Origin of the sequence: Actinophytocola algeriensis, assembly GCF_014203735.1 — a bacterium.
Lineage (GTDB): Bacteria > Actinomycetota > Actinomycetes > Mycobacteriales > Pseudonocardiaceae > Actinophytocola > Actinophytocola algeriensis.
In genome coordinates this window covers 757,506-773,262 of the sequence record NZ_JACHJQ010000004.1, presented here as the reverse complement: position 1 = coordinate 773,262, position 15,757 = coordinate 757,506, and the positions used below count along the sequence as shown (strand labels likewise).

The window sequence follows — 15,757 nt, the reverse complement described above, 5'->3', positions numbered from 1 at the left end:
GGGGCAGACTAGTCGGCACCACCGACATTTTCGGGGCCGTCGAGGCCCTGCACGAGGGTTCGGAATTCCAGTAACCCGATCGTGTCCTCGGGCTCGGTCGTCGCGGTCTCGACGCGCCGCAGCCGGGTCGCGGCGAGCCGCTCCCCCAGTGCCGCGTCGAGCGGGAGGTAGGTCATGGCGTCGCGGGCCGCTGGTTCGAGCGCGGCCATCTCCGGGTGGTAGACGGCCACGTCGACGACGCCGTCGTCGACCTGCGCGACGACGCGGATGTCGGCGAGCGGGATGCGGTGGGCGCCGAGGTTGACGGTGACCTGTGTCGGGTCCGGGACGGGCGGGACGGAGTCGTGGTACTCCCAGATCGCGTCGGCGGCGGGGGCGGCCGCGCGCCACGCGTCGGTGTAGGGGCGCAGCCTCGGGTCCTCCTGCCCGCTCAGCACGAACGCGTAAATCGACCGCTGACCGCGTTCGAGGGAGAAGTGCAGGTCCGGGTGCAGGTCGGCGACGAGCGCGCAGAGCTGGTTCTCGACCCGCTGCGGCTCGCGGTCGCCGAGGGCGGCGGCCACCTCGGGCAGCGCCTCGTACCAGCCGCACCAGAACCGTTCCGCCAGCACCTCGGGACCGGGACGCTCGACGGGCGGCGTTTCCTTGCGGCGGAAGAACTTCACGGCTTCAACCCCTCCATCAGGACCGACAGCATCCGGTCCCGGCTCGCCTCGTCCGCGTACTTGGCCGCGGTCCCGATGCCGTGCGAGAGCCGCATCAGGTCGACGGCCTCCAGATCGGACCGCACCGCGCCGACGGCCTGCGCCGGTTCGAGCAACGCCCATGCCGCGTCCCGCAGTTTCTGCTTGCAGTACTGGAAGGTCTCCGAGCCTTCGTCGATCGCCGCCTTCAGCGCCGCCGCCAGACCGGACCGGTCGATGTGGAAGCGGATCAGCTCGCGGAACCACTCGCGGATGGCGTCCTCGGCGGACTGGTCCCTGGCGAGCGCGTACGCCTGCTCCGCGATCTCCTCGATCTCGGTGCGGTAGACCGCCTCGATGAGCACCTCCCGGTTCGGGAAGTGCCGGTAGAGCGTGCCGGCGCCGACACCGGCGCGCTTGACGACGTCGTCCAGCGGCGCCTCGATGCCGTGCTCGAAGAACACGTCCCGCGCGGTGGCCACGATCCGCTCGTAGTTGCGGCGGGCGTCAGCGCGCATCGGCGCACGCTCCTTCCATCCGGAGACATTCTCCGGATAGGCTTGCGCAGCCGGAGACGTTCTCCATATGCTAACGCGGTCCAAACGGAGAATGTCTCCACTTAGAGGTGTGTTCCTTGACCGCTCAGACCATGGCCAGGCCCGTCGCAGCCAGGCCGGGTGTCGCGCTGGCGCTGATCCTCACGTGCCAGCTCATGCTCATGCTCGACGTGACGGTGATGAACGTGGCGCTGCCCCGCATCCGCACCGACCTCGGCTTCACGCCTGCCGGGCTGTCGTGGGTGATGAACGCGTACACCCTGGTGTTCGGCGGGTTGCTGCTGCTCGGCGGGCGGCTCGGCGACCTGTTCGGGCGGCGGCGCGTGTTCCTCGCCGGGGTCGCGGTGTTCACCGCCGCGTCGCTCGCGGGCGGGCTCGCCGACTCGGCCGGGCTGCTGATCGCCTCCCGGATCGTGCAGGGCCTCGGCGCCGCGGCCGCCGGGCCGAGCACGATCGCGTTGATCACCAGCACGTTCACCGAACCGCGGGCCCGGGTGCGGGCGCTGTCGTTGTTCTCGGCGATGGCGTCGTCCGGGTTCGCCGTGGGCCTGATCCTCGGCGGGCTGCTGACCGAGTGGCTGACGTGGCGGTCGGTCATGTTCATCAACGTGCCGTTCGGGGTGGTCGTGCTGGTCTTCGGGGCACGGCACATCGCCGAGCCCGAGCGGCATCCGGCGAAGCTGGACGTCACCGGCGCCGTGCTCGCCACACTCGGGGTGGCATCGCTGGTGTACGGGTTCATCCGGGCCGCCGAAGCCGGGTGGGGCGCCGCGTCCGCGGTGTGGCCGCTGGTGGCCGGTGCCGTGCTGGTGGTGACGTTCGTGTGGTCGCAGACGCGGGTCGGGCACCCGATGCTGCCGCTGCGGCTGTTCGCCGACCGCGACCGCGCGGCCGGGTACGCGAACTTCTTCCTCGGGCCGCTGTCGATGATGTCCGCGTTCTTCTTCCTGACGCAGTTCCTGCAGGAGGTGAGCGGGTACGGGGCGCTCGCGACCGGCTTCGCGTTCCTGCCGATGGCCGTGGGGATCTTCGTGCTGTCGCGGGCCGTGCCCTGGCTGCTGCCACTGCTCGGCCCGAAACCGATCGCGGTGACCGGCACCCTGCTCATGTCGGGCGGCCTGTGGTGGGTCGCGCAACTGTCGGCCGGTTCCGGTTACGTGCCGGGGGTGCTCGGGCCGATGGTGCTGATGGGGGTGGGTGGCGGGCTCGCGTTCGCGCCGCTGAACGTGCTGATCATGGGCACGGTGCCACCCGCGGACGCGGGGGCGGCCGGCGGCGCGCTGCAGACGATGCAGCAGATCGGGGCGACGCTGGGGCTGGCGGTGCTGGTGACGGTGGCTGGGTCGGCGTCGCGGGGGCATGCGGGGACGGATGCTTTGGTCACGGGGATGACGGCGGCGTTCACTACTTCGGCGTTTGTCGCGTTGTTGACGTTCGGGGTGGCATTGACGTTCAAGCGTCGCTGAGGGTTCGGCGCAGCGGAGGGGTTCGGCGTGGTGGTGTGAGTGGCGTGCGGTCGCCGGGCGCAACTTTTCCGCAACTGCGCGGGAAACGCGTGCCCGGTGGCGTCACTCCGAGGAAGATGGCGGCATGTCACGTGTGCTCACTGGCGTCGATCTCCGTGCTCATGACCCGGATCGTCGAGCACGTGCTGGTCTACCTCGTGTTCATGGTCTCGATCATGTTTCTCGTGCTGCGGCGGGCCGCGCCGGAAATGGTGATGGGGCCCGCGGACCCGCCGCTGCCACCACCCGCGCCCGCGCTGGCCGAAGCCACCACACCGGGGCTCATCGGCAAGGTGCGGATGCGGCTGAAGGTGAGCGTGCACCCCGACCGGATCGTGGTCGGTCAGCCGCTGTACGGACGGCGGACGATCATGGCGGACCAGTTGACGGGGCTGGCCAACGAGTTCGACGGATCACTGCGGATCGACCACGTGGCCGGGACTCTGCGCGCCACACCCATCCGGCTGCCGCTGCCCGCGGGCGCCCCGCTGCGGCAGACCATCGAATGGTTTGCCGCGAACCGGCCCGCGCTCTCGGCCCCTACCCCGGCGCCCGGCAAGTGGACGTTCATCCGGGTGTGGGTGCCGGTCGCGGGCGCGACGAGTGTCGGTTTCGGGATCTACGAGGTCACGCGCGGAAACCCGATGGGCGTACAGATCATCATCGGGTCTCTGCTCGGCGCGGTGGTGGTGTGGCTCCTCGGCACCGGGAGGTTCCCGATTCCCACCCTGCGGCGGTGACTACCAGGACTCCGGCGGTTCCACGAAACCCTTGCCCAGGTCCCGGGTGAGTTCCAGAGCCCGGCGGGCCCAGGCGGTGGTCGCGCCGGCCAGGCCGCACGTCGGGGTCGGGACCGCGCGTTCCGCCAGCAGCGTGCGCGGGAAACCCAGGCGGTCCACCAGTTCCAGGGCCGGGCGGGCCACGTCGTGCAGGGTCGGCGGGCGGTCCGGGTCGGTGCTCGGGACCAGGCCGAGGAAGAACACACAGCCGTCGTCCCATGCCTCGCCCAGCTGGTCGGCGAAGACCGCGGGCATGCCGTCCAGCAGCGTGGCGTCCAGGGAGATCGCGTCGGCGCCCGCCGCACGGAACAGGGCCACCGGCGGGCGCGGGGCGCAGCAGTGGACGGCCACCGGCTGGCCCGTCGCCTTCCGTGCCGCGTCGAACAGGGTGCGCAGGACCTCGCGGGCCTCCGGCTCGGCCACCGCGGGCACCATGCTCAGGCCGGACGGGGACGGCAGCGCGCCCGCCAGCACCGCCGGGAGCGACGGCTCGTCGAACTGCACGACCACGTCCGCGCCCGTGCGTTTGCGGACCTCCGCGACGTGCCTGCCGACGCCCTCGGCGAGGGACTCGCAAAAGTCGCGCAGCGCGCCCTGGTCGGTCAGGACGCGGTGCCCGCGCGGCAGCTCGATCTCCGACGTCAGCGTCCACGGGCCCGCGAGCTGCACCTTCACCAGCTTGGGCTTCGCGGGCTCGGCCGCCTCCTCGAACGCGTCGAGGTCGCGGCGCAGGTGGTCGACGGCCGTGCGGTGGTCGCCGCCGGGGCGGGCCGCGACCCGGTACGCCGAGGGCACCACCTCGACCGCGAGGTCGACCAGCAGCGCGGCGGTCCGGCCGATCAGGTCCGCGCCGAGGCCGCGTTTCGGCAGCTCAGGCAGGTTGGGCAGACCGGGCAGCTCGCCGACGACGACAGCCGCCGCCTCGACCGGGTCCGTGCCGGGCATGGAACCGACCGCGGTTGCGGTGCCTTCGGGAAACGTCACCGGCACAGTCTGACTCATCCCCCATGGTCTAGACCTATTGACCTAGTGGTCTGAACCACTTACCGTGAGCGCACGCCTACTTCCAGCGACGTGAGAGGTGTGTGTCGGGGACATGCGCACAACGATCATCACTGCCGTGGCGGTGCTCGCCTCGGGAATCTTCGGAGCCGCACCGGCGCAGGCCGAGGTGGCCGCGCCGACGGCGGCGCCCTACATCGACATCACGATGCCCAGCCCGTCCCTGGTGGACGTGGCGAACGCGACCGGGCAGAAGGTGTTCACGCTCGCCTTCGTGCTCGCCGACTCGACCGGCTGCAACCCGTCGTGGGGCGGCACGATCCCGCTCGACGACCCGCGGATCATCGGGGACATCCAGGCGCTGAAGGCCATGGGCGGCGACGTGATCGTCGCGACCGGTGGCGCCGCGGGCCCGTACCTGGAGTACACGTGCGGCAGCGCCGACGCCCTCGCGGGCGCGTACCGGAAGATCCTCGACGCGACCGGCGCGACCCACCTGGACGTGGACGTCGAGGCCACCATCCCGCAGGACACGGTCAACCAGGCGCTCAAGCAGATCCAGGACGAGCGCGGCACGTCGATCAGCTACACCATGCGCGTGCTGGGCGACGATTACGGGATGGACCCGTACTCCGTGCAGGTGCTGCGGTCGGCGGCGGCGCACGGGGTGGACGTGCTGGTGAACCCGATGACCATGGAGTTCGGCACCAGCAGGCCGGACTGGGGTGACGCGGTGATCGCCGCCGCCGAGTCCACGCTCGGGCAGATGCGGACGATCTGGCCGTCCATGTCGGACGCGGACCTCAAGCGGCACCTGGGCGTGACGCCGATGATCGGGCGGAACTTCAACGGGAAGATCTTCGACCAGTCCGCCGCGCGACAGCTCGTGGACTGGGCGAACGCCAACCAGATCGGGCTGCTCGCGTTCTGGTCGGCCGGACGCGACAACGGGTCGTGCCCGGGCGGTGGGGTCTCCCCCACCTGCTCGAGCATCGACCAGTCCGACTACGAGTTCACGACGATCATGCGTGGGTTCGGCGGGTAGCGGCGAACACCTGGAGGGCACCGAGGGCGAGCACGACCACCGACAGCGCGACCAGCACGACCGAGCCGAGGGTGGTCAGCTCGCCGATCCCCGCCAGCTGGACGATCAGGCCGTCCACCGCGCACACCATGTTGACGATGCCGACCGCGATCGTCGCGCGCCGGTTGACCACCGGGCGGAAGCCGAGGAACAGCACGGCGGCGCCCCACGCGACGAAGAACAGCCCGGCGCCGAGCAGCACGCCGGCCGGGATGCCGAACGGCTCGGTGAGCACACCTGCCAGCGCGGCGAGCAGGACGCCGCTCGGGAGGGTGGCGAAGCCGTCGAGCAGGACGGCTTCGCGGAGCAGCTTCGGGGTGGCGGTGGTCGTGGCCGGGGTGGTGATGGTGGCGGTCATGGTGTCCTCCGGGTACGTCGTTCTGTTGACGTCACGAAGGTCGCCCGGCGCGCACTGCCAGTGCCACGCCAAGAGCTGCCAACCCCTGCCAGATGCAGGTCAGGACGGTGAAACCGGTGCGCGCAGCTCGGCCGCGACGATCTTCGCGGCGGCCGCCTGCCAGTTGTGGAGGGTCCGTTCCGGCACCTGGTCGACGAACCAGGCGAGCGCGCGGCGGGCCACCGGGTCCAGCTCGGTGACCTTCGTGCGCACGCTGTACGGGCGGACGCCGACCACGTAGTAGAAGTAGAGGGCGTTGTAGTGCCGCCACTCGTCGGACGTGCCGAAGTCGCCGTCGGCGGGCTTGAGGCGGGTGATCGTCTCCAGCAGCACCGCCTTCAGCTCGGTCGCGCGGGCGAGCGGGGCGTCCGGGATGCCACGTGCGGCGAGCCGGTCGGTGATCACCGGCAGGGCGGCGAGCGGGCTGGACGCGAGCTTGCCGAGGTCGCCGTAGTGCGACAGCGCGCGGCGGGTGAGGCGGGCGAACTCGGCGTCGTCGATGCCGAACAGCGGGGCCGGCGCGCGGCGCGGCAGTGCGGCGGCGACCTCGCGGAGCTCGGTGCGTTCCTGGCGCAGGTCCGGTGCGTCGCGGAAGGCGAACCGGTCCGCGAGCGCGTTGATCGGCCTGGCCAGCACCTGCACGGTGATCGCGGCGGCGACCACGCCGTACAGCAGCAGCTCCAGCGAGCGGTCGACCAGCAGCGACGCGAGCGCGACCTGGCTGCCGAACAGGATCGCGACGCCGCCCGCGACGACCAGCGACCACACCATGTCGCGGCGGATCGCCTCGCCCTCGTCGAACGCGTCGAGCACGGCGACGCAGCCGCCGAGCAACAGCAGGTCGAGGCCGATCCCGGCGAGGAGGAGGGTCCTCGGCAGGTCGTCGAGGAAGCCGAGCAGGACGAGTCCCGAGCCGAGGCCGAACAGCAGCAAGGCCGCGACGAGCACGCCGAGGCCGGTGCCGAGGCGGGCGCGGCGGCGCAGCAGCAGCGCGAGCGCCCAGAACAGCGGCACGACCACCAGCCCAGCGAGCGGCTGGAAGAACGCGCTCGCCGCCGCGACCGCCAGTGCCGCGGGCAGCACGACGCGGAGCCACTGGCGTTCGGTCTCGGCCGGGTCGGGCAGCAACGACACCAGCACCCCCGTCCACAGCACGGCCGGGAGGCACAGCAGGACGGTGTGGACGCGCTCGTCGAGGAACGGCTGGTCCGCGGCGAGCGCGAGCGCGTAGGCGAGAAGGCCGAGGCCGGCGCGGTGCAGGGTCGCCTTGCGGGGGTCGCGTGCGAGCAGGTACAGGCCCAGCCACCAGGCGAACCCGAACGCCACGACCGTCAGCACGCCGCCACCTCTCACTCGATTACGGTGGGGTTCATGCTGTCAGACATGCCCGACGTGGCCGCTGCCGCGAGCCGCATCGCCCCGTACATCCGGCGGACCCCGGTCCTGCGCGCGGAGGTCGACGGGCGGCCGGTGGTGCTGAAGCTGGAGCACCTGCAGCTCACCGGGTCGTTCAAGGTGCGGGGCGCGCTGAACGCGTTGCTCGGCGCCGACGCGCGGCCCGAGCGGGTGGTCACAGCCTCCGGCGGCAACCACGGGCTGGCGGTCGCGACCGCGGCGGCCCTGCTCGACCTGCCGGCCACCGTGTACACCCCGGAGTCGGTGCCGCTCGCGAAGGCCCGCCGCATCGAGGCGACGGGCGCGAAGCTGATCCGGCACGGGGCCACGTACGCGGAGGCGGCGTCGGCGGCGATGGCGGTGCCGGACGCGCTGTACGTGCCCGCCTACGACCACCCGCTGGTGATCGCCGGGCAGGGCACGTGCGCCGCGGAAGCGGTGGCGGACACCCCCGACGTGGACACACTGGTGGTCGCGGTCGGCGGCGGCGGGCTCGCGGCGGGCACCGTGCTCGGCGCCGGCGGGCGGCACGTGGTCGCGGTGGAACCCAATGGCTGCCAGGCACTGCACGACGCGCTCGCAGCCGGGCGGCCGGTGGACTCGCCGGTCGGCGGCATCGCCAAGTCGGCACTCGGCGCCACGCGGGTGGGCGCGGTGCCGTTCGCGATCCTGCGGTCGGTGACGTCGGTGCTGGTGTCGGACCGGCAGATCCTCGCGGCGCGGGACCGGCTGTGGGAGGAGTTCCGGCTGGCCGTCGAACCCGCGGGTGCCGTGCCGTTCGCCGCGTGGCTGGCGGGGGCGGTGCCGGGCGAGCTGTCCTGCCTCGTCCTGTGCGGAGCGAACACGGACTGGACCCCGGCCGACTAGGATCCCCTTGGTCATTTCGAGGGGGAGCTCCATGTCTCAAGCAAGGCTGCCGGACACGACCGTGCCCGGAACCGTTGTGGTGGCGCGGTTCCGGCCGACCCGGCCGGTGTTGTGGATCGTCGTCTGCGTCGGGCTGATGGCCGCGATGGTCGCCGGGATCGTCGGCGGCAGGATGGCCGAGGACGGCGGCGCCCTGCTGGGTGTGCTCGCCGCCCTGTGGATCATCGGGCTCGGGTTCGTGCTGTGGCGCTGGGTGTTGCCGCGGCTCACGCGGATGTCGCGCAGCGCGTGGGCGGCGTTCGCGGTGGACCCGTACGGGATCTACCTCGGCGCGCAGTCACGGAAGGCGCCCACGTTCGTGCCGTGGCACCAAGTCGCAGGCGTCGTGCTGCGTGAGTGGCGGGTCGGCGAGGAGCGCAAGAGGCGTCGTGCCGTCGGGGTCGCGTTGCGGACGCCGGACATGCCGATCGGCACGGTGCAGGCGTCGCCGAGGGACCTCGACGCTGCCGTGACCGTGCTGCTGCCGATGAAGGACTGGCACCTGGACGAGCGCACGCTGGTGACGGCCGTCGGGTCCGTCGCTCCCGGGATACCGGCTTTCCGGCACGACCGCGGCTGACGCCTCAGGAGTCCGCCGGCCACCGGATGCCTACAGTTCGGCGAGACGGTCGTAGGTCACCTTCCGCTGGGCGGGCTGCGCGGCCTTGGCGGCAGCGAGCTGGTCGACCAACGGTGCCCGCGTGTCCAGCTGAGGGCTCTGCTGGGCCAGCTCCGCCATGATCGAGCTCGCGTCCACCTCGCCCTCCGCGAAAGTGGCTGAAGAGCACGGGCAGCTCGGACGCGGTCCGACAGCGTCAGCGGGTTTCTGGCCGTGATCTGTGCAGTGCGGTGAAGGACACCACCAGCGCGTCGGCGACCGCGCGGACGGCCGGGCGGCTCTCGGACTCCCTGCGCCACACGGCGAACACGCGGCGGTCCAGTGCCGGGGTGACCGGGATCAGGCGGACACCCGCCGGCACGTGCTCGGTGGCCAGGCGCGGGATCAGCGCCACGCCCAGGCCCGCGGCCACCAGTGCCAGCTGCGTCGGGAACTCCGCGGCCTGGTGGACGATCAGCGGCTCGTGACCGTCGCGGCGGAAGGTGTTCGTCAGCCAGTCGTGGCAGATCGTGCCCGCTGTGGACGAGATCCACGGTTCGGCCGCCAGTTCCGACAGGGCGACCGAGGTGCGGGCCGCGAGCGGGTGGGTGGCCGGGACCGCCACGTCGGCCGGGTCGTGGCCGATGTCCTTGCCGCGCAGGCGATCCGGCATCGCGACCGGCACGTTCGCCCAGTCCTGCGAGACCGCGAGGTCCAGGTCGCCCGCGGTGAGGCGGCCCATCGCCTGGTACGGCTCGACCTCCAGCAGCCGGATCCGCAGGTCCGGGTGGTCGGCGGCGCACGCCGTCAGCACCGAGGGCAGCAGCCCGCGGGCCGCGGTCGGGAAGGCGCCGACCGTGAGCGTGCCGAGGACCCTGCCCTGCCGGGCCGCGAGCTCGGCGGCCGCCTCCTCGACCGTCGCGAGGATGCGGGCCGCGTGAGCTGCCAGGGCCCGGCCCTCCTCGGTGAGGCGCAGGCCGCGGCCCTGGCGTTCGGCGAGCACGCAGCCTGCCTCGCGTTCGAGCTTCGCCATCTGCTGGGACACGGCGGACGGGGTCAGGTGCAGTGCCTGCGCGGCGGCCGCGAGGGTGCCGTGCCCGGCGACCGCGTGCAGGACACGCAGCCTGGGGAGGTCGAACATGAAGCAACCCTAACTCTTGACGTCAAGAACACATCACTTGTGCTTCACTTTTGACCGGCCGAGAGTGGACGGCGTGTCTCCCCGCCACCTGTTGCTCGCGCTCGGGCTCGCCGCCGTGTGGGGCGTGAACTTCGTCGTCATCGAGGTCGGCCTCGCGCACTTCCCGCCGCTGCTGTTCTCCGCGCTGCGGTTCCTCGTCGCGGCCGTGCCCGCGATCTTCTTCCTGCGCTCCCCCGGCGTGCCGTGGCGGTGGGTCGCGCTGGTGGCGCTGACGCTCGCGGTCCTCAAGTTCGGGCTGCTGTTCACGGGCATGGCGGCAGGCATGCCGCCCGGCCTCTCGTCGCTGGTGCTGCAGGCGCAGGCCCCGTTCACGCTGCTGTTCGCGGTGCTGCTGCTGAAGGAACACCTCACCCGCCGACAACTGCTCGGCATGGCCATCGCGCTCGGCGGGATCGCGTTGATCGCCGTCGACCTCGGGGCCACGAGTCCGGTCGGTGCGTTCCTGTTGTTGCTCGGGGCGGCCGCGCTGTGGGGCCTGAGCAACGTCATCGTGCGGCACGCGCGGCCGCCCGACATGTTGCGGTTCATGGTGTGGGTGAGCGCGCTGGCCGTACTGCCGCTGTTCGGGCTGTCGGCGGTGTTCGAAGGCGACTGGGGTGCGTTGCGGTCGGTGCCGTGGCCGGCCGTCGGTGCCGTGCTCTACGTTGGCCTGCTCGCGACCGTCGCCGGTTTCGGCGCGTGGGGGTTCCTGATCCGGACGTACTCGGCGTCGTCGACCGCGCCGTTCTCGTTGCTGGTGCCGGTGTTCGGGATGGCCGCGGCCGCCGTCTTCACGGGCGAGACGATCACCCCGGTGCAGGTGGTCGCCGGGGTGCTCGTCATCGCCGGGGTGCTGACCGGGCTGGGTTATGCCGCCGCGCGGCCCTCGCCCGCGATCAGTCCCGCCAGCACGTCCGGGTAGTTGGTGATGATGCCGTCGACGCCCTTCGCGATCTGGGCCTCCATGTCGGCGGCCGCGTTGACCGTGTAGACGTAGATCTCCAGGCCCGCGTCGTGCACGGCCTGGACGTAGGCGGCGTCGACGGTGGTGAAGCCCGGGTTGATCTGGTCGGCCCACTCGGCGTAGGCCGCGATCTCGGCCTCGGGGACGCGGCCGAGGAGGCCGTGCGGGATGCGCGGCAGGAGGTCCTGCGAGCGCTTCATGGACGCCCAGTCGAAGCTCTGGACCACCAGGCGGTGGGCAAGGCCGGGCGGCGCCGGCTTGAGCCACCAGCGGTCCAGCTGCTTCGCGACCTGCTTCTCGATGCCGGGGTAGCGGGCGGGCTCCTTGATCTCCAGCAGGAGCCCGACGTCACCGCCGCGCAGGACCGCCAGGGCTTCCCTGAGCGTGGGGACCTTCTCGCCGTCGAACTCCTGGCCGAACCACTCACCAGCGTCGAGCCGCCGGATCTCGGCGAGGGTGAAGGCACTGACGTCGTAGGAGCCGTGGTCGGGGAAGACCTCTTCCGCGTCGGTCGTGCGGACCAGGTTGGTGTCGTGCATGAGGACGATGTGGCCGTCGGCGGTGCGCTGCACGTCGATCTCGACCATGTGGGCGTCCATGGTCACCCCGAGCCGCATGGCGGCGAGGGTGTTCTCGGGTGCGTGCGCGGACGCGCCGCGGTGGGCGACGTTGGTCAGGTCCGGTCGCACGTCGGCAGCGGCCTGTGGAGCGAGGCCGCTGCCGACGGCTACCAGTACCGCGGTCAGGGCGAGGATTCCGGGCGTACGTGCCATATGTCTGATCTTTGCCGACAACAGCCGCAGTACGCAAGAACCTCACAAACGAACGCCAGGAGTACGTGCCCCGGTTCCCTCGAGTACTTCGGGTGGTAACCCGGCCTGGCCTACGAGTCGACGAGGCCGGTGCGGACGGCGTGCAGGGCCGCCTGGGTGCGGTCCTGCACGCCGAGCTTGCCGAGGATCGAGCTGACGTGCGTCTTCACCGTCTTCTCCGACAGCGACAGCGCGCGGGCGATCTCCCGGTTGGACCGGCCGCGGGCGACCTCGGCCAGCACGTCGCGTTCGCGCGCGGTCAGCTCCGCCGGGCCGGGGTGCGTGTCGCCCTCGGTCAGCAACCGCGCCACGTCCGGGTGCAGCAGCACGTGGCCCGCGTGCACGGACCGGATGGCGGCGGCGAGCGCGGGCGGGTCGACGTCCTTGTACACGTACCCCGCGGCACCCGCGCGGACGGCGGGGAGGACGGCACCCGGCTCGGTGTAGCTCGTGACGACCAGCACGCGGGCCGGGTTGTCGCGCAGGCCGCGCAACGCGGTCACGCCGTCGGCGCCGGGCATCCGCAGGTCGAGCAGGATCACGTCGGGGCGCAGGCGGTCCGCGTCGTCCACACAGGACGCACCGTCGGCCGACTCGCCGACGACCGTGATGTCGTCCTGCAGGTCGAGGAACGTGCGCAGACCCTGCCGCACCACCGGGTGGTCGTCGACCACGAGCACCCTGATCATGCGGGCACCACCAGCCGGACCGAGGTGCCGCCGCCGGGTTCCGAGACCACCGCCAGGGTGGCGCCCACGTCGCTCGCCCGGTCCCGCATCGATGCCAGGCCGAGGCCGCGGCCACCGTCGACCGGGTCGAAGCCCGCACCGTCGTCGGTCACCCGCAGCAGCGTGGCGCCCTCGTGCTCGGTCAGCACCACGTCGATCCGCGACGCGCCCGCGTGCCGCAGCGCGTTGTGGATGGCCTCCTGCGCGATGCGGTAGACGGCGTCCTTGCGGTCCTCCGTCAGCTCGGGCACGTACCCGCCGCCCGCGTACCGGATCACCGGCTCGTGCACACGGTCCAGCAGCTCGACCTGTTTGCGCAACGCGATGTCCAGTCCGTCGCCGTCCAGGTCCGCGGGCCGCTGACCGACGACGATCGCCCGCAGCTCGGCACTCGCCTCCGCCGCCAGCCTGCGCACCGTGGCCAGCTCGGCGGCGGCACGCGCCGGGTCGCGCGCCAGCAGCGCGGACGCGGCGTCGGCGGTCAGCCGCAGGCTGAACAGCTTCTGCGACACCGCGTCGTGCAGCTCGCGGGCGATGCGGTCGCGTTCCTCCACGATGGACAGTTCGCGGCTGTGCTCGTAGAGGCGGGCGTTGACCAGTGCGATCGCGGCGTGCGCGGCCAGCAGCCGCATCAGCTCCTCGTCGGCGGCCGTGAAACCGCCGGGGTTGCAGCTGTTCGCGAGGAACAGCTCGCCGATGATCTCGTCGCCGTCGGCGATCGGCATGCCGAGGAAGTCGGTCAGCTTCGGGTGCGCCCTCGGCCACCAGCCGAAGTGCGGGTGCTCACGGATGTTCGCGAGCCGCACCGGGTTCGGGTCGCACAGCATCGCGCCGAGGATCCCGTGCTGGCGCGGGAGCGGGCCGATCGCCGCCCACTCCTCGTCGGAGACGCCGTCGGCGAGGAACTCGGCGAACCCGCCGTCCTCGTCGGGGATGCCCAGCGCCGCGTACCGGGCGCCGACCAGTTTGCGCGCGGAGGTCAGGATCGTGGTGAGGACGTCGCGGACAGACAGGTGTGCCGCCACGGCCAGCACCGCGGCGCTGACGTCCCGCAGCTCGTCCCGGACCTCCACGTCGTCCACGGTACCCACCGCACACCGCGCTGGAGGTGTACCTAGGTCCAAAGGACGAGGTCGCGATGGTCGCGCGCCCGATGGCCGCCGGCCTGCGCGAACCTAGCGTCGAAGGCATGAGAGCCATCATCACGGGAGCATCGAGAGGACTCGGGCTGGCGCTCGCCACCGGACTGGCCGAGCAGGGCTGGAGCCTGGTGGTCGACGCCCGCTCCCCCGCCGACCTCGCGGACGCCGCGGGGTGGATCGGCGGCGACGTGACCGCCCTGGCGGGCGACATCCGCGACCCCGTGCACCGGGCCGCGCTCGTCGAGGCCGCCGGCGAGGTGGACCTGCTGGTCAACAACGCGGGCATCCTCGGCCCGAGCCCGCAGCCGCGGCTCGCCGCGTACCCGGTCGACGTGCTGCGGGACGTGTACGAGGTGAACGTGTTCGCACCGCTCGCGTTGACACAGCTGGTGCTGCCGACGCTGCGGGCCCGCGAGGGCGCGGTGGTGAACGTGACCTCGGACGCCGCGGTCGAGGGGTACGAGGGCTGGGGCGGGTACGGATCGGCGAAGGCCGCGCTGGAGCAGGCGAGCAACGTGCTCGCGGCGGAGGAGCCGGGGCTGCGGGTGTGGCGGGTGGACCCCGGCGACCTGCGGACCCGCATGCACCAGGAGGCGTTCCCCGGCGAGGACATCAGCGACCGGCCGCTGCCGGAGACGGTGGTGCCCGCGTTCGTGAAGCTGGTGACCGAACGGCCGCCGTCGGGACGGGTCCGGCTGTGACCGCCCTCTGGCTGCCCTACACCGTGCCGGACCTGGCGCCCGCGCTCGAGTTCTACCGCGACCGGCTCGGGCTGCCGGTGGTGGACGGCTGGTCCCGCGACGGCGAGGGGGCCCGTGAGGTCGGCACCGTGCTGGCGGCCGGGCCGGCGTTCGTGGAGCTGGTGTCGCCGGTGGCGCCGGGACCGGTGCCGGTCGCGTTCGAGGTCGGCGACGTCGACGCGGTCCACGCGCGGATGCCGCCCGGCGACGTGCTCGTGCCGCCGCACACCTACCCGCGCGGGCACCGCGGGTTCGAGGTGCGCGGACCGGCGGGCGCGACCGTGATGGTCTGGAGGGAGCGATGAGCCTCGAGTTCACGCTGCCCGCCTCCCATGAGGCGCACGTTCCGCCCGAGGCCAGGGGGCTCGGGCGGGACGGCGTGCGGCTGCTCGTCACCGAGGGCGGGCGGATCGGGCACCACCGGTTCACCGACCTGCCGTCGCTGCTGCGGCCCGGCGATGTCCTGGTGGTCAACACGTCCGCGACCGTGCCCGCGGCGGTGGCGGTGGCCGGGCAGCCGCTCGTCGTGCACTTCTCGACCGAGCGGCCGGACGGGACGTGGCTCGTGGAGCTGCGCCGGTCGAAGGGGAAGACGACGGCACCGTACCGCGGCCAGGCGGGGCGTTACCCGTTGGCAGGTGGGGGTGCGGTGACGTTGCTGGCGCGGTTCTCGGACGGCCGGTTGTGGACGGCCGACGTGGACACCCCGTCAGGCGTGCCAACGTATCTGGCCGCGCACGGGTCGCCGATCCGGTACTCGTACGTGCCGGGCCGGTGGCCGCTTTCCGCCTACCAGACGGTCTTCGGGGTCACGCCGGGCAGTGCGGAGATGCCGAGCGCGTCCCGGCCGTTCACCGACCGGATCGTGACGCGGCTGGTGGCGCACGGGGTGCAGTTCGCGCCGGTGCTGCTGCACACCGGTGTCGCCTCGCCGGAGGCACACGAACGGCCGTACCCGGAGCGGTTCGCGGTGCCGACGGCCAGCCGGGCGCTGGTCGAACGGGCGCGGGCGGAGGGGCGCCGCGTCATCGCCGTCGGCACGACCGCGGTCCGCGCCATCGAGTCCGACGGCGACGCGGGCTGGACCGACGTGATCGTCACCCCGTCCCGCGGCGTGCGGCGGGTCGACGGACTGCTGACCGGCTTCCACGAACCGAAGGCGTCCCACCTGGACCTGCTCGCGACGATCGTCGAGCAGGACGTCCTGGCCGCGACGTACCGCGAGGCGATCGCGGAAGGCTACCTGTGGCACGAGTTCGGCGACGTCAACCTGCTGCTGCCGTGA

Annotated in this window: 19 protein-coding genes; 9 read left to right on the top strand and 10 right to left on the bottom strand. The window is 72.3% G+C overall.

Going from position 1 to position 15,757, the window contains the following annotated elements; translation table 11 throughout:
• Positions 1 to 8 precede the first annotated feature (8 nt).
• Together FHR82_RS21595 and FHR82_RS21590 are read right to left on the bottom strand one after the other, a co-directional pair.
• The gene (locus tag FHR82_RS21595; RefSeq protein ID WP_184812259.1) at positions 9 to 665 is read right to left on the bottom strand and encodes a hypothetical protein; all 657 of its coding nucleotides are present in this window, start codon (positions 663 to 665) and stop codon (positions 9 to 11) included.
• Complete coding sequence (locus tag FHR82_RS21590; protein WP_184812258.1) at positions 662 to 1,201, bottom strand: TetR/AcrR family transcriptional regulator; 540 nt, start codon at positions 1,199 to 1,201, stop codon at positions 662 to 664. Before FHR82_RS21590 ends, FHR82_RS21595 begins: the two co-directional genes overlap by 4 nt.
• A 107-nt stretch (positions 1,202 to 1,308) precedes the next feature.
• On the opposite strand from FHR82_RS21590, the gene FHR82_RS21585 reads away from it, so the two are divergent.
• Both FHR82_RS21585 and FHR82_RS21580 read left to right on the top strand, forming a co-directional pair.
• Entirely contained in the window at positions 1,309 to 2,706 is a 1,398-nt protein-coding gene (locus FHR82_RS21585; RefSeq protein WP_311771201.1) for an MFS transporter, read from the top strand.
• 116 nt (positions 2,707 to 2,822) lie between these two features.
• On the top strand, positions 2,823 to 3,485 hold the full coding sequence (locus tag FHR82_RS21580) for a hypothetical protein (protein WP_184812257.1): 663 nt from the start codon (positions 2,823 to 2,825) through the stop codon (positions 3,483 to 3,485).
• On the opposite strand, the gene FHR82_RS21575 is transcribed toward FHR82_RS21580, so the two are convergent.
• The gene (locus FHR82_RS21575; protein WP_184812256.1) at positions 3,486 to 4,526 is read right to left on the bottom strand and encodes a methionine synthase; all 1,041 of its coding nucleotides are present in this window, start codon (positions 4,524 to 4,526) and stop codon (positions 3,486 to 3,488) included.
• Between the two features lie 94 nt (positions 4,527 to 4,620).
• Between FHR82_RS21575 and FHR82_RS21570 the strand changes: the two genes are divergently transcribed.
• Complete coding sequence (locus FHR82_RS21570; RefSeq protein WP_184812255.1) at positions 4,621 to 5,571, top strand: chitinase; 951 nt, start codon at positions 4,621 to 4,623, stop codon at positions 5,569 to 5,571.
• Here the strand turns inward: FHR82_RS21570 and FHR82_RS21565 are convergent.
• The gene (locus tag FHR82_RS21565; protein ID WP_184812254.1) at positions 5,549 to 5,968 is read right to left on the bottom strand and encodes a hypothetical protein; all 420 of its coding nucleotides are present in this window, start codon (positions 5,966 to 5,968) and stop codon (positions 5,549 to 5,551) included. The genes FHR82_RS21570 and FHR82_RS21565 overlap by 23 nt on opposite strands.
• A 99-nt stretch (positions 5,969 to 6,067) precedes the next feature.
• Positions 6,068 to 7,345 (bottom strand): hypothetical protein, encoded by a 1,278-nt coding sequence (locus tag FHR82_RS21560; RefSeq protein ID WP_184812253.1) that lies wholly within the window; start codon positions 7,343 to 7,345, stop codon positions 6,068 to 6,070.
• Positions 7,346 to 7,378: 33 nt separating this feature from the next.
• On the opposite strand from FHR82_RS21560, the gene FHR82_RS21555 reads away from it, so the two are divergent.
• Together FHR82_RS21555 and FHR82_RS21550 are read left to right on the top strand one after the other, a co-directional pair.
• Positions 7,379 to 8,269, top strand: coding sequence for a serine/threonine dehydratase (locus FHR82_RS21555; RefSeq protein WP_184812252.1), 891 nt, complete (start codon positions 7,379 to 7,381; stop codon positions 8,267 to 8,269).
• A gap of 31 nt (positions 8,270 to 8,300) precedes the next feature.
• Positions 8,301 to 8,888 (top strand): hypothetical protein, encoded by a 588-nt coding sequence (locus FHR82_RS21550; protein ID WP_184812251.1) that lies wholly within the window; start codon positions 8,301 to 8,303, stop codon positions 8,886 to 8,888.
• Between the two features lie 30 nt (positions 8,889 to 8,918).
• On the opposite strand, the gene FHR82_RS21545 is transcribed toward FHR82_RS21550, so the two are convergent.
• On the bottom strand, positions 8,919 to 9,065 hold the full coding sequence (locus FHR82_RS21545) for a hypothetical protein (RefSeq protein ID WP_184812250.1): 147 nt from the start codon (positions 9,063 to 9,065) through the stop codon (positions 8,919 to 8,921).
• A gap of 58 nt (positions 9,066 to 9,123) precedes the next feature.
• On the bottom strand, positions 9,124 to 10,047 hold the full coding sequence (locus FHR82_RS21540) for a LysR family transcriptional regulator (protein ID WP_184812249.1): 924 nt from the start codon (positions 10,045 to 10,047) through the stop codon (positions 9,124 to 9,126).
• Positions 10,048 to 10,120: 73 nt separating this feature from the next.
• Here FHR82_RS21540 and FHR82_RS21535 point away from each other — a divergent pair, with 73 nt between their 5' ends.
• On the top strand, positions 10,121 to 11,008 hold the full coding sequence (locus FHR82_RS21535) for an EamA family transporter (RefSeq protein WP_184812248.1): 888 nt from the start codon (positions 10,121 to 10,123) through the stop codon (positions 11,006 to 11,008).
• Here the strand turns inward: FHR82_RS21535 and FHR82_RS21530 are convergent.
• From FHR82_RS21530 to FHR82_RS21520, 3 genes are all read right to left on the bottom strand, one after another.
• Positions 10,954 to 11,823: a glycerophosphodiester phosphodiesterase gene (locus tag FHR82_RS21530; RefSeq protein ID WP_184812247.1), complete on the bottom strand. Its 870-nt coding sequence runs from the start codon at positions 11,821 to 11,823 to the stop codon at positions 10,954 to 10,956. The genes FHR82_RS21535 and FHR82_RS21530 overlap by 55 nt on opposite strands.
• A gap of 110 nt (positions 11,824 to 11,933) precedes the next feature.
• Positions 11,934 to 12,551 carry a response regulator gene (locus tag FHR82_RS21525; RefSeq protein WP_184812246.1) on the bottom strand — a complete coding sequence of 206 codons (618 nt, stop codon included), beginning with the start codon at positions 12,549 to 12,551 and terminating at the stop codon, positions 11,934 to 11,936.
• Positions 12,548 to 13,672: a GAF domain-containing sensor histidine kinase gene (locus FHR82_RS21520; RefSeq protein WP_184812245.1), complete on the bottom strand. Its 1,125-nt coding sequence runs from the start codon at positions 13,670 to 13,672 to the stop codon at positions 12,548 to 12,550. The genes FHR82_RS21525 and FHR82_RS21520 overlap by 4 nt, the downstream gene beginning before the upstream one ends.
• Positions 13,673 to 13,779: 107 nt before the next feature.
• Between FHR82_RS21520 and FHR82_RS21515 the strand changes: the two genes are divergently transcribed.
• The 3 genes from FHR82_RS21515 to FHR82_RS21505 are packed head-to-tail and all read left to right on the top strand — an operon-like array spanning position 13,780 to position 15,757.
• Complete coding sequence (locus FHR82_RS21515) at positions 13,780 to 14,433, top strand: SDR family NAD(P)-dependent oxidoreductase (RefSeq protein ID WP_184812244.1); 654 nt, start codon at positions 13,780 to 13,782, stop codon at positions 14,431 to 14,433.
• The gene (locus tag FHR82_RS21510; protein WP_184812243.1) at positions 14,430 to 14,777 is read left to right on the top strand and encodes a VOC family protein; all 348 of its coding nucleotides are present in this window, start codon (positions 14,430 to 14,432) and stop codon (positions 14,775 to 14,777) included. The genes FHR82_RS21515 and FHR82_RS21510 overlap by 4 nt, the downstream gene beginning before the upstream one ends.
• Positions 14,774 to 15,757 (top strand): S-adenosylmethionine:tRNA ribosyltransferase-isomerase, encoded by a 984-nt coding sequence (locus FHR82_RS21505; protein WP_184812242.1) that lies wholly within the window; start codon positions 14,774 to 14,776, stop codon positions 15,755 to 15,757. Before FHR82_RS21510 ends, FHR82_RS21505 begins: the two co-directional genes overlap by 4 nt.

What these genes read in the sequence shown, in the direction of transcription:
- FHR82_RS21590 (WP_184812258.1), bottom strand. Translation starts at nt 1,201, where the DNA reads ATGCGCGCTGACGCCCGCCGCAACTACGAGCGGATCGTGGCCACCGCG.
- FHR82_RS21580 (WP_184812257.1), top strand. Translation starts at nt 2,823, where the DNA reads ATGGCGGCATGTCACGTGTGCTCACTGGCGTCGATCTCCGTGCTCATG.
- FHR82_RS21575 (WP_184812256.1), bottom strand. Translation starts at nt 4,526, where the DNA reads ATGAGTCAGACTGTGCCGGTGACGTTTCCCGAAGGCACCGCAACCGCG.
- FHR82_RS21570 (WP_184812255.1), top strand. Translation starts at nt 4,621, where the DNA reads ATGCGCACAACGATCATCACTGCCGTGGCGGTGCTCGCCTCGGGAATC.
- FHR82_RS21565 (WP_184812254.1), bottom strand. Translation starts at nt 5,968, where the DNA reads ATGACCGCCACCATCACCACCCCGGCCACGACCACCGCCACCCCGAAG.
- FHR82_RS21555 (WP_184812252.1), top strand. Translation starts at nt 7,379, where the DNA reads ATGCTGTCAGACATGCCCGACGTGGCCGCTGCCGCGAGCCGCATCGCC.
- FHR82_RS21550 (WP_184812251.1), top strand. Translation starts at nt 8,301, where the DNA reads ATGTCTCAAGCAAGGCTGCCGGACACGACCGTGCCCGGAACCGTTGTG.
- FHR82_RS21540 (WP_184812249.1), bottom strand. Translation starts at nt 10,047, where the DNA reads ATGTTCGACCTCCCCAGGCTGCGTGTCCTGCACGCGGTCGCCGGGCAC.
- FHR82_RS21530 (WP_184812247.1), bottom strand. Translation starts at nt 11,823, where the DNA reads ATGGCACGTACGCCCGGAATCCTCGCCCTGACCGCGGTACTGGTAGCC.
- FHR82_RS21525 (WP_184812246.1), bottom strand. Translation starts at nt 12,551, where the DNA reads ATGATCAGGGTGCTCGTGGTCGACGACCACCCGGTGGTGCGGCAGGGT.
- FHR82_RS21515 (WP_184812244.1), top strand. Translation starts at nt 13,780, where the DNA reads ATGAGAGCCATCATCACGGGAGCATCGAGAGGACTCGGGCTGGCGCTC.
- FHR82_RS21505 (WP_184812242.1), top strand. Translation starts at nt 14,774, where the DNA reads ATGAGCCTCGAGTTCACGCTGCCCGCCTCCCATGAGGCGCACGTTCCG.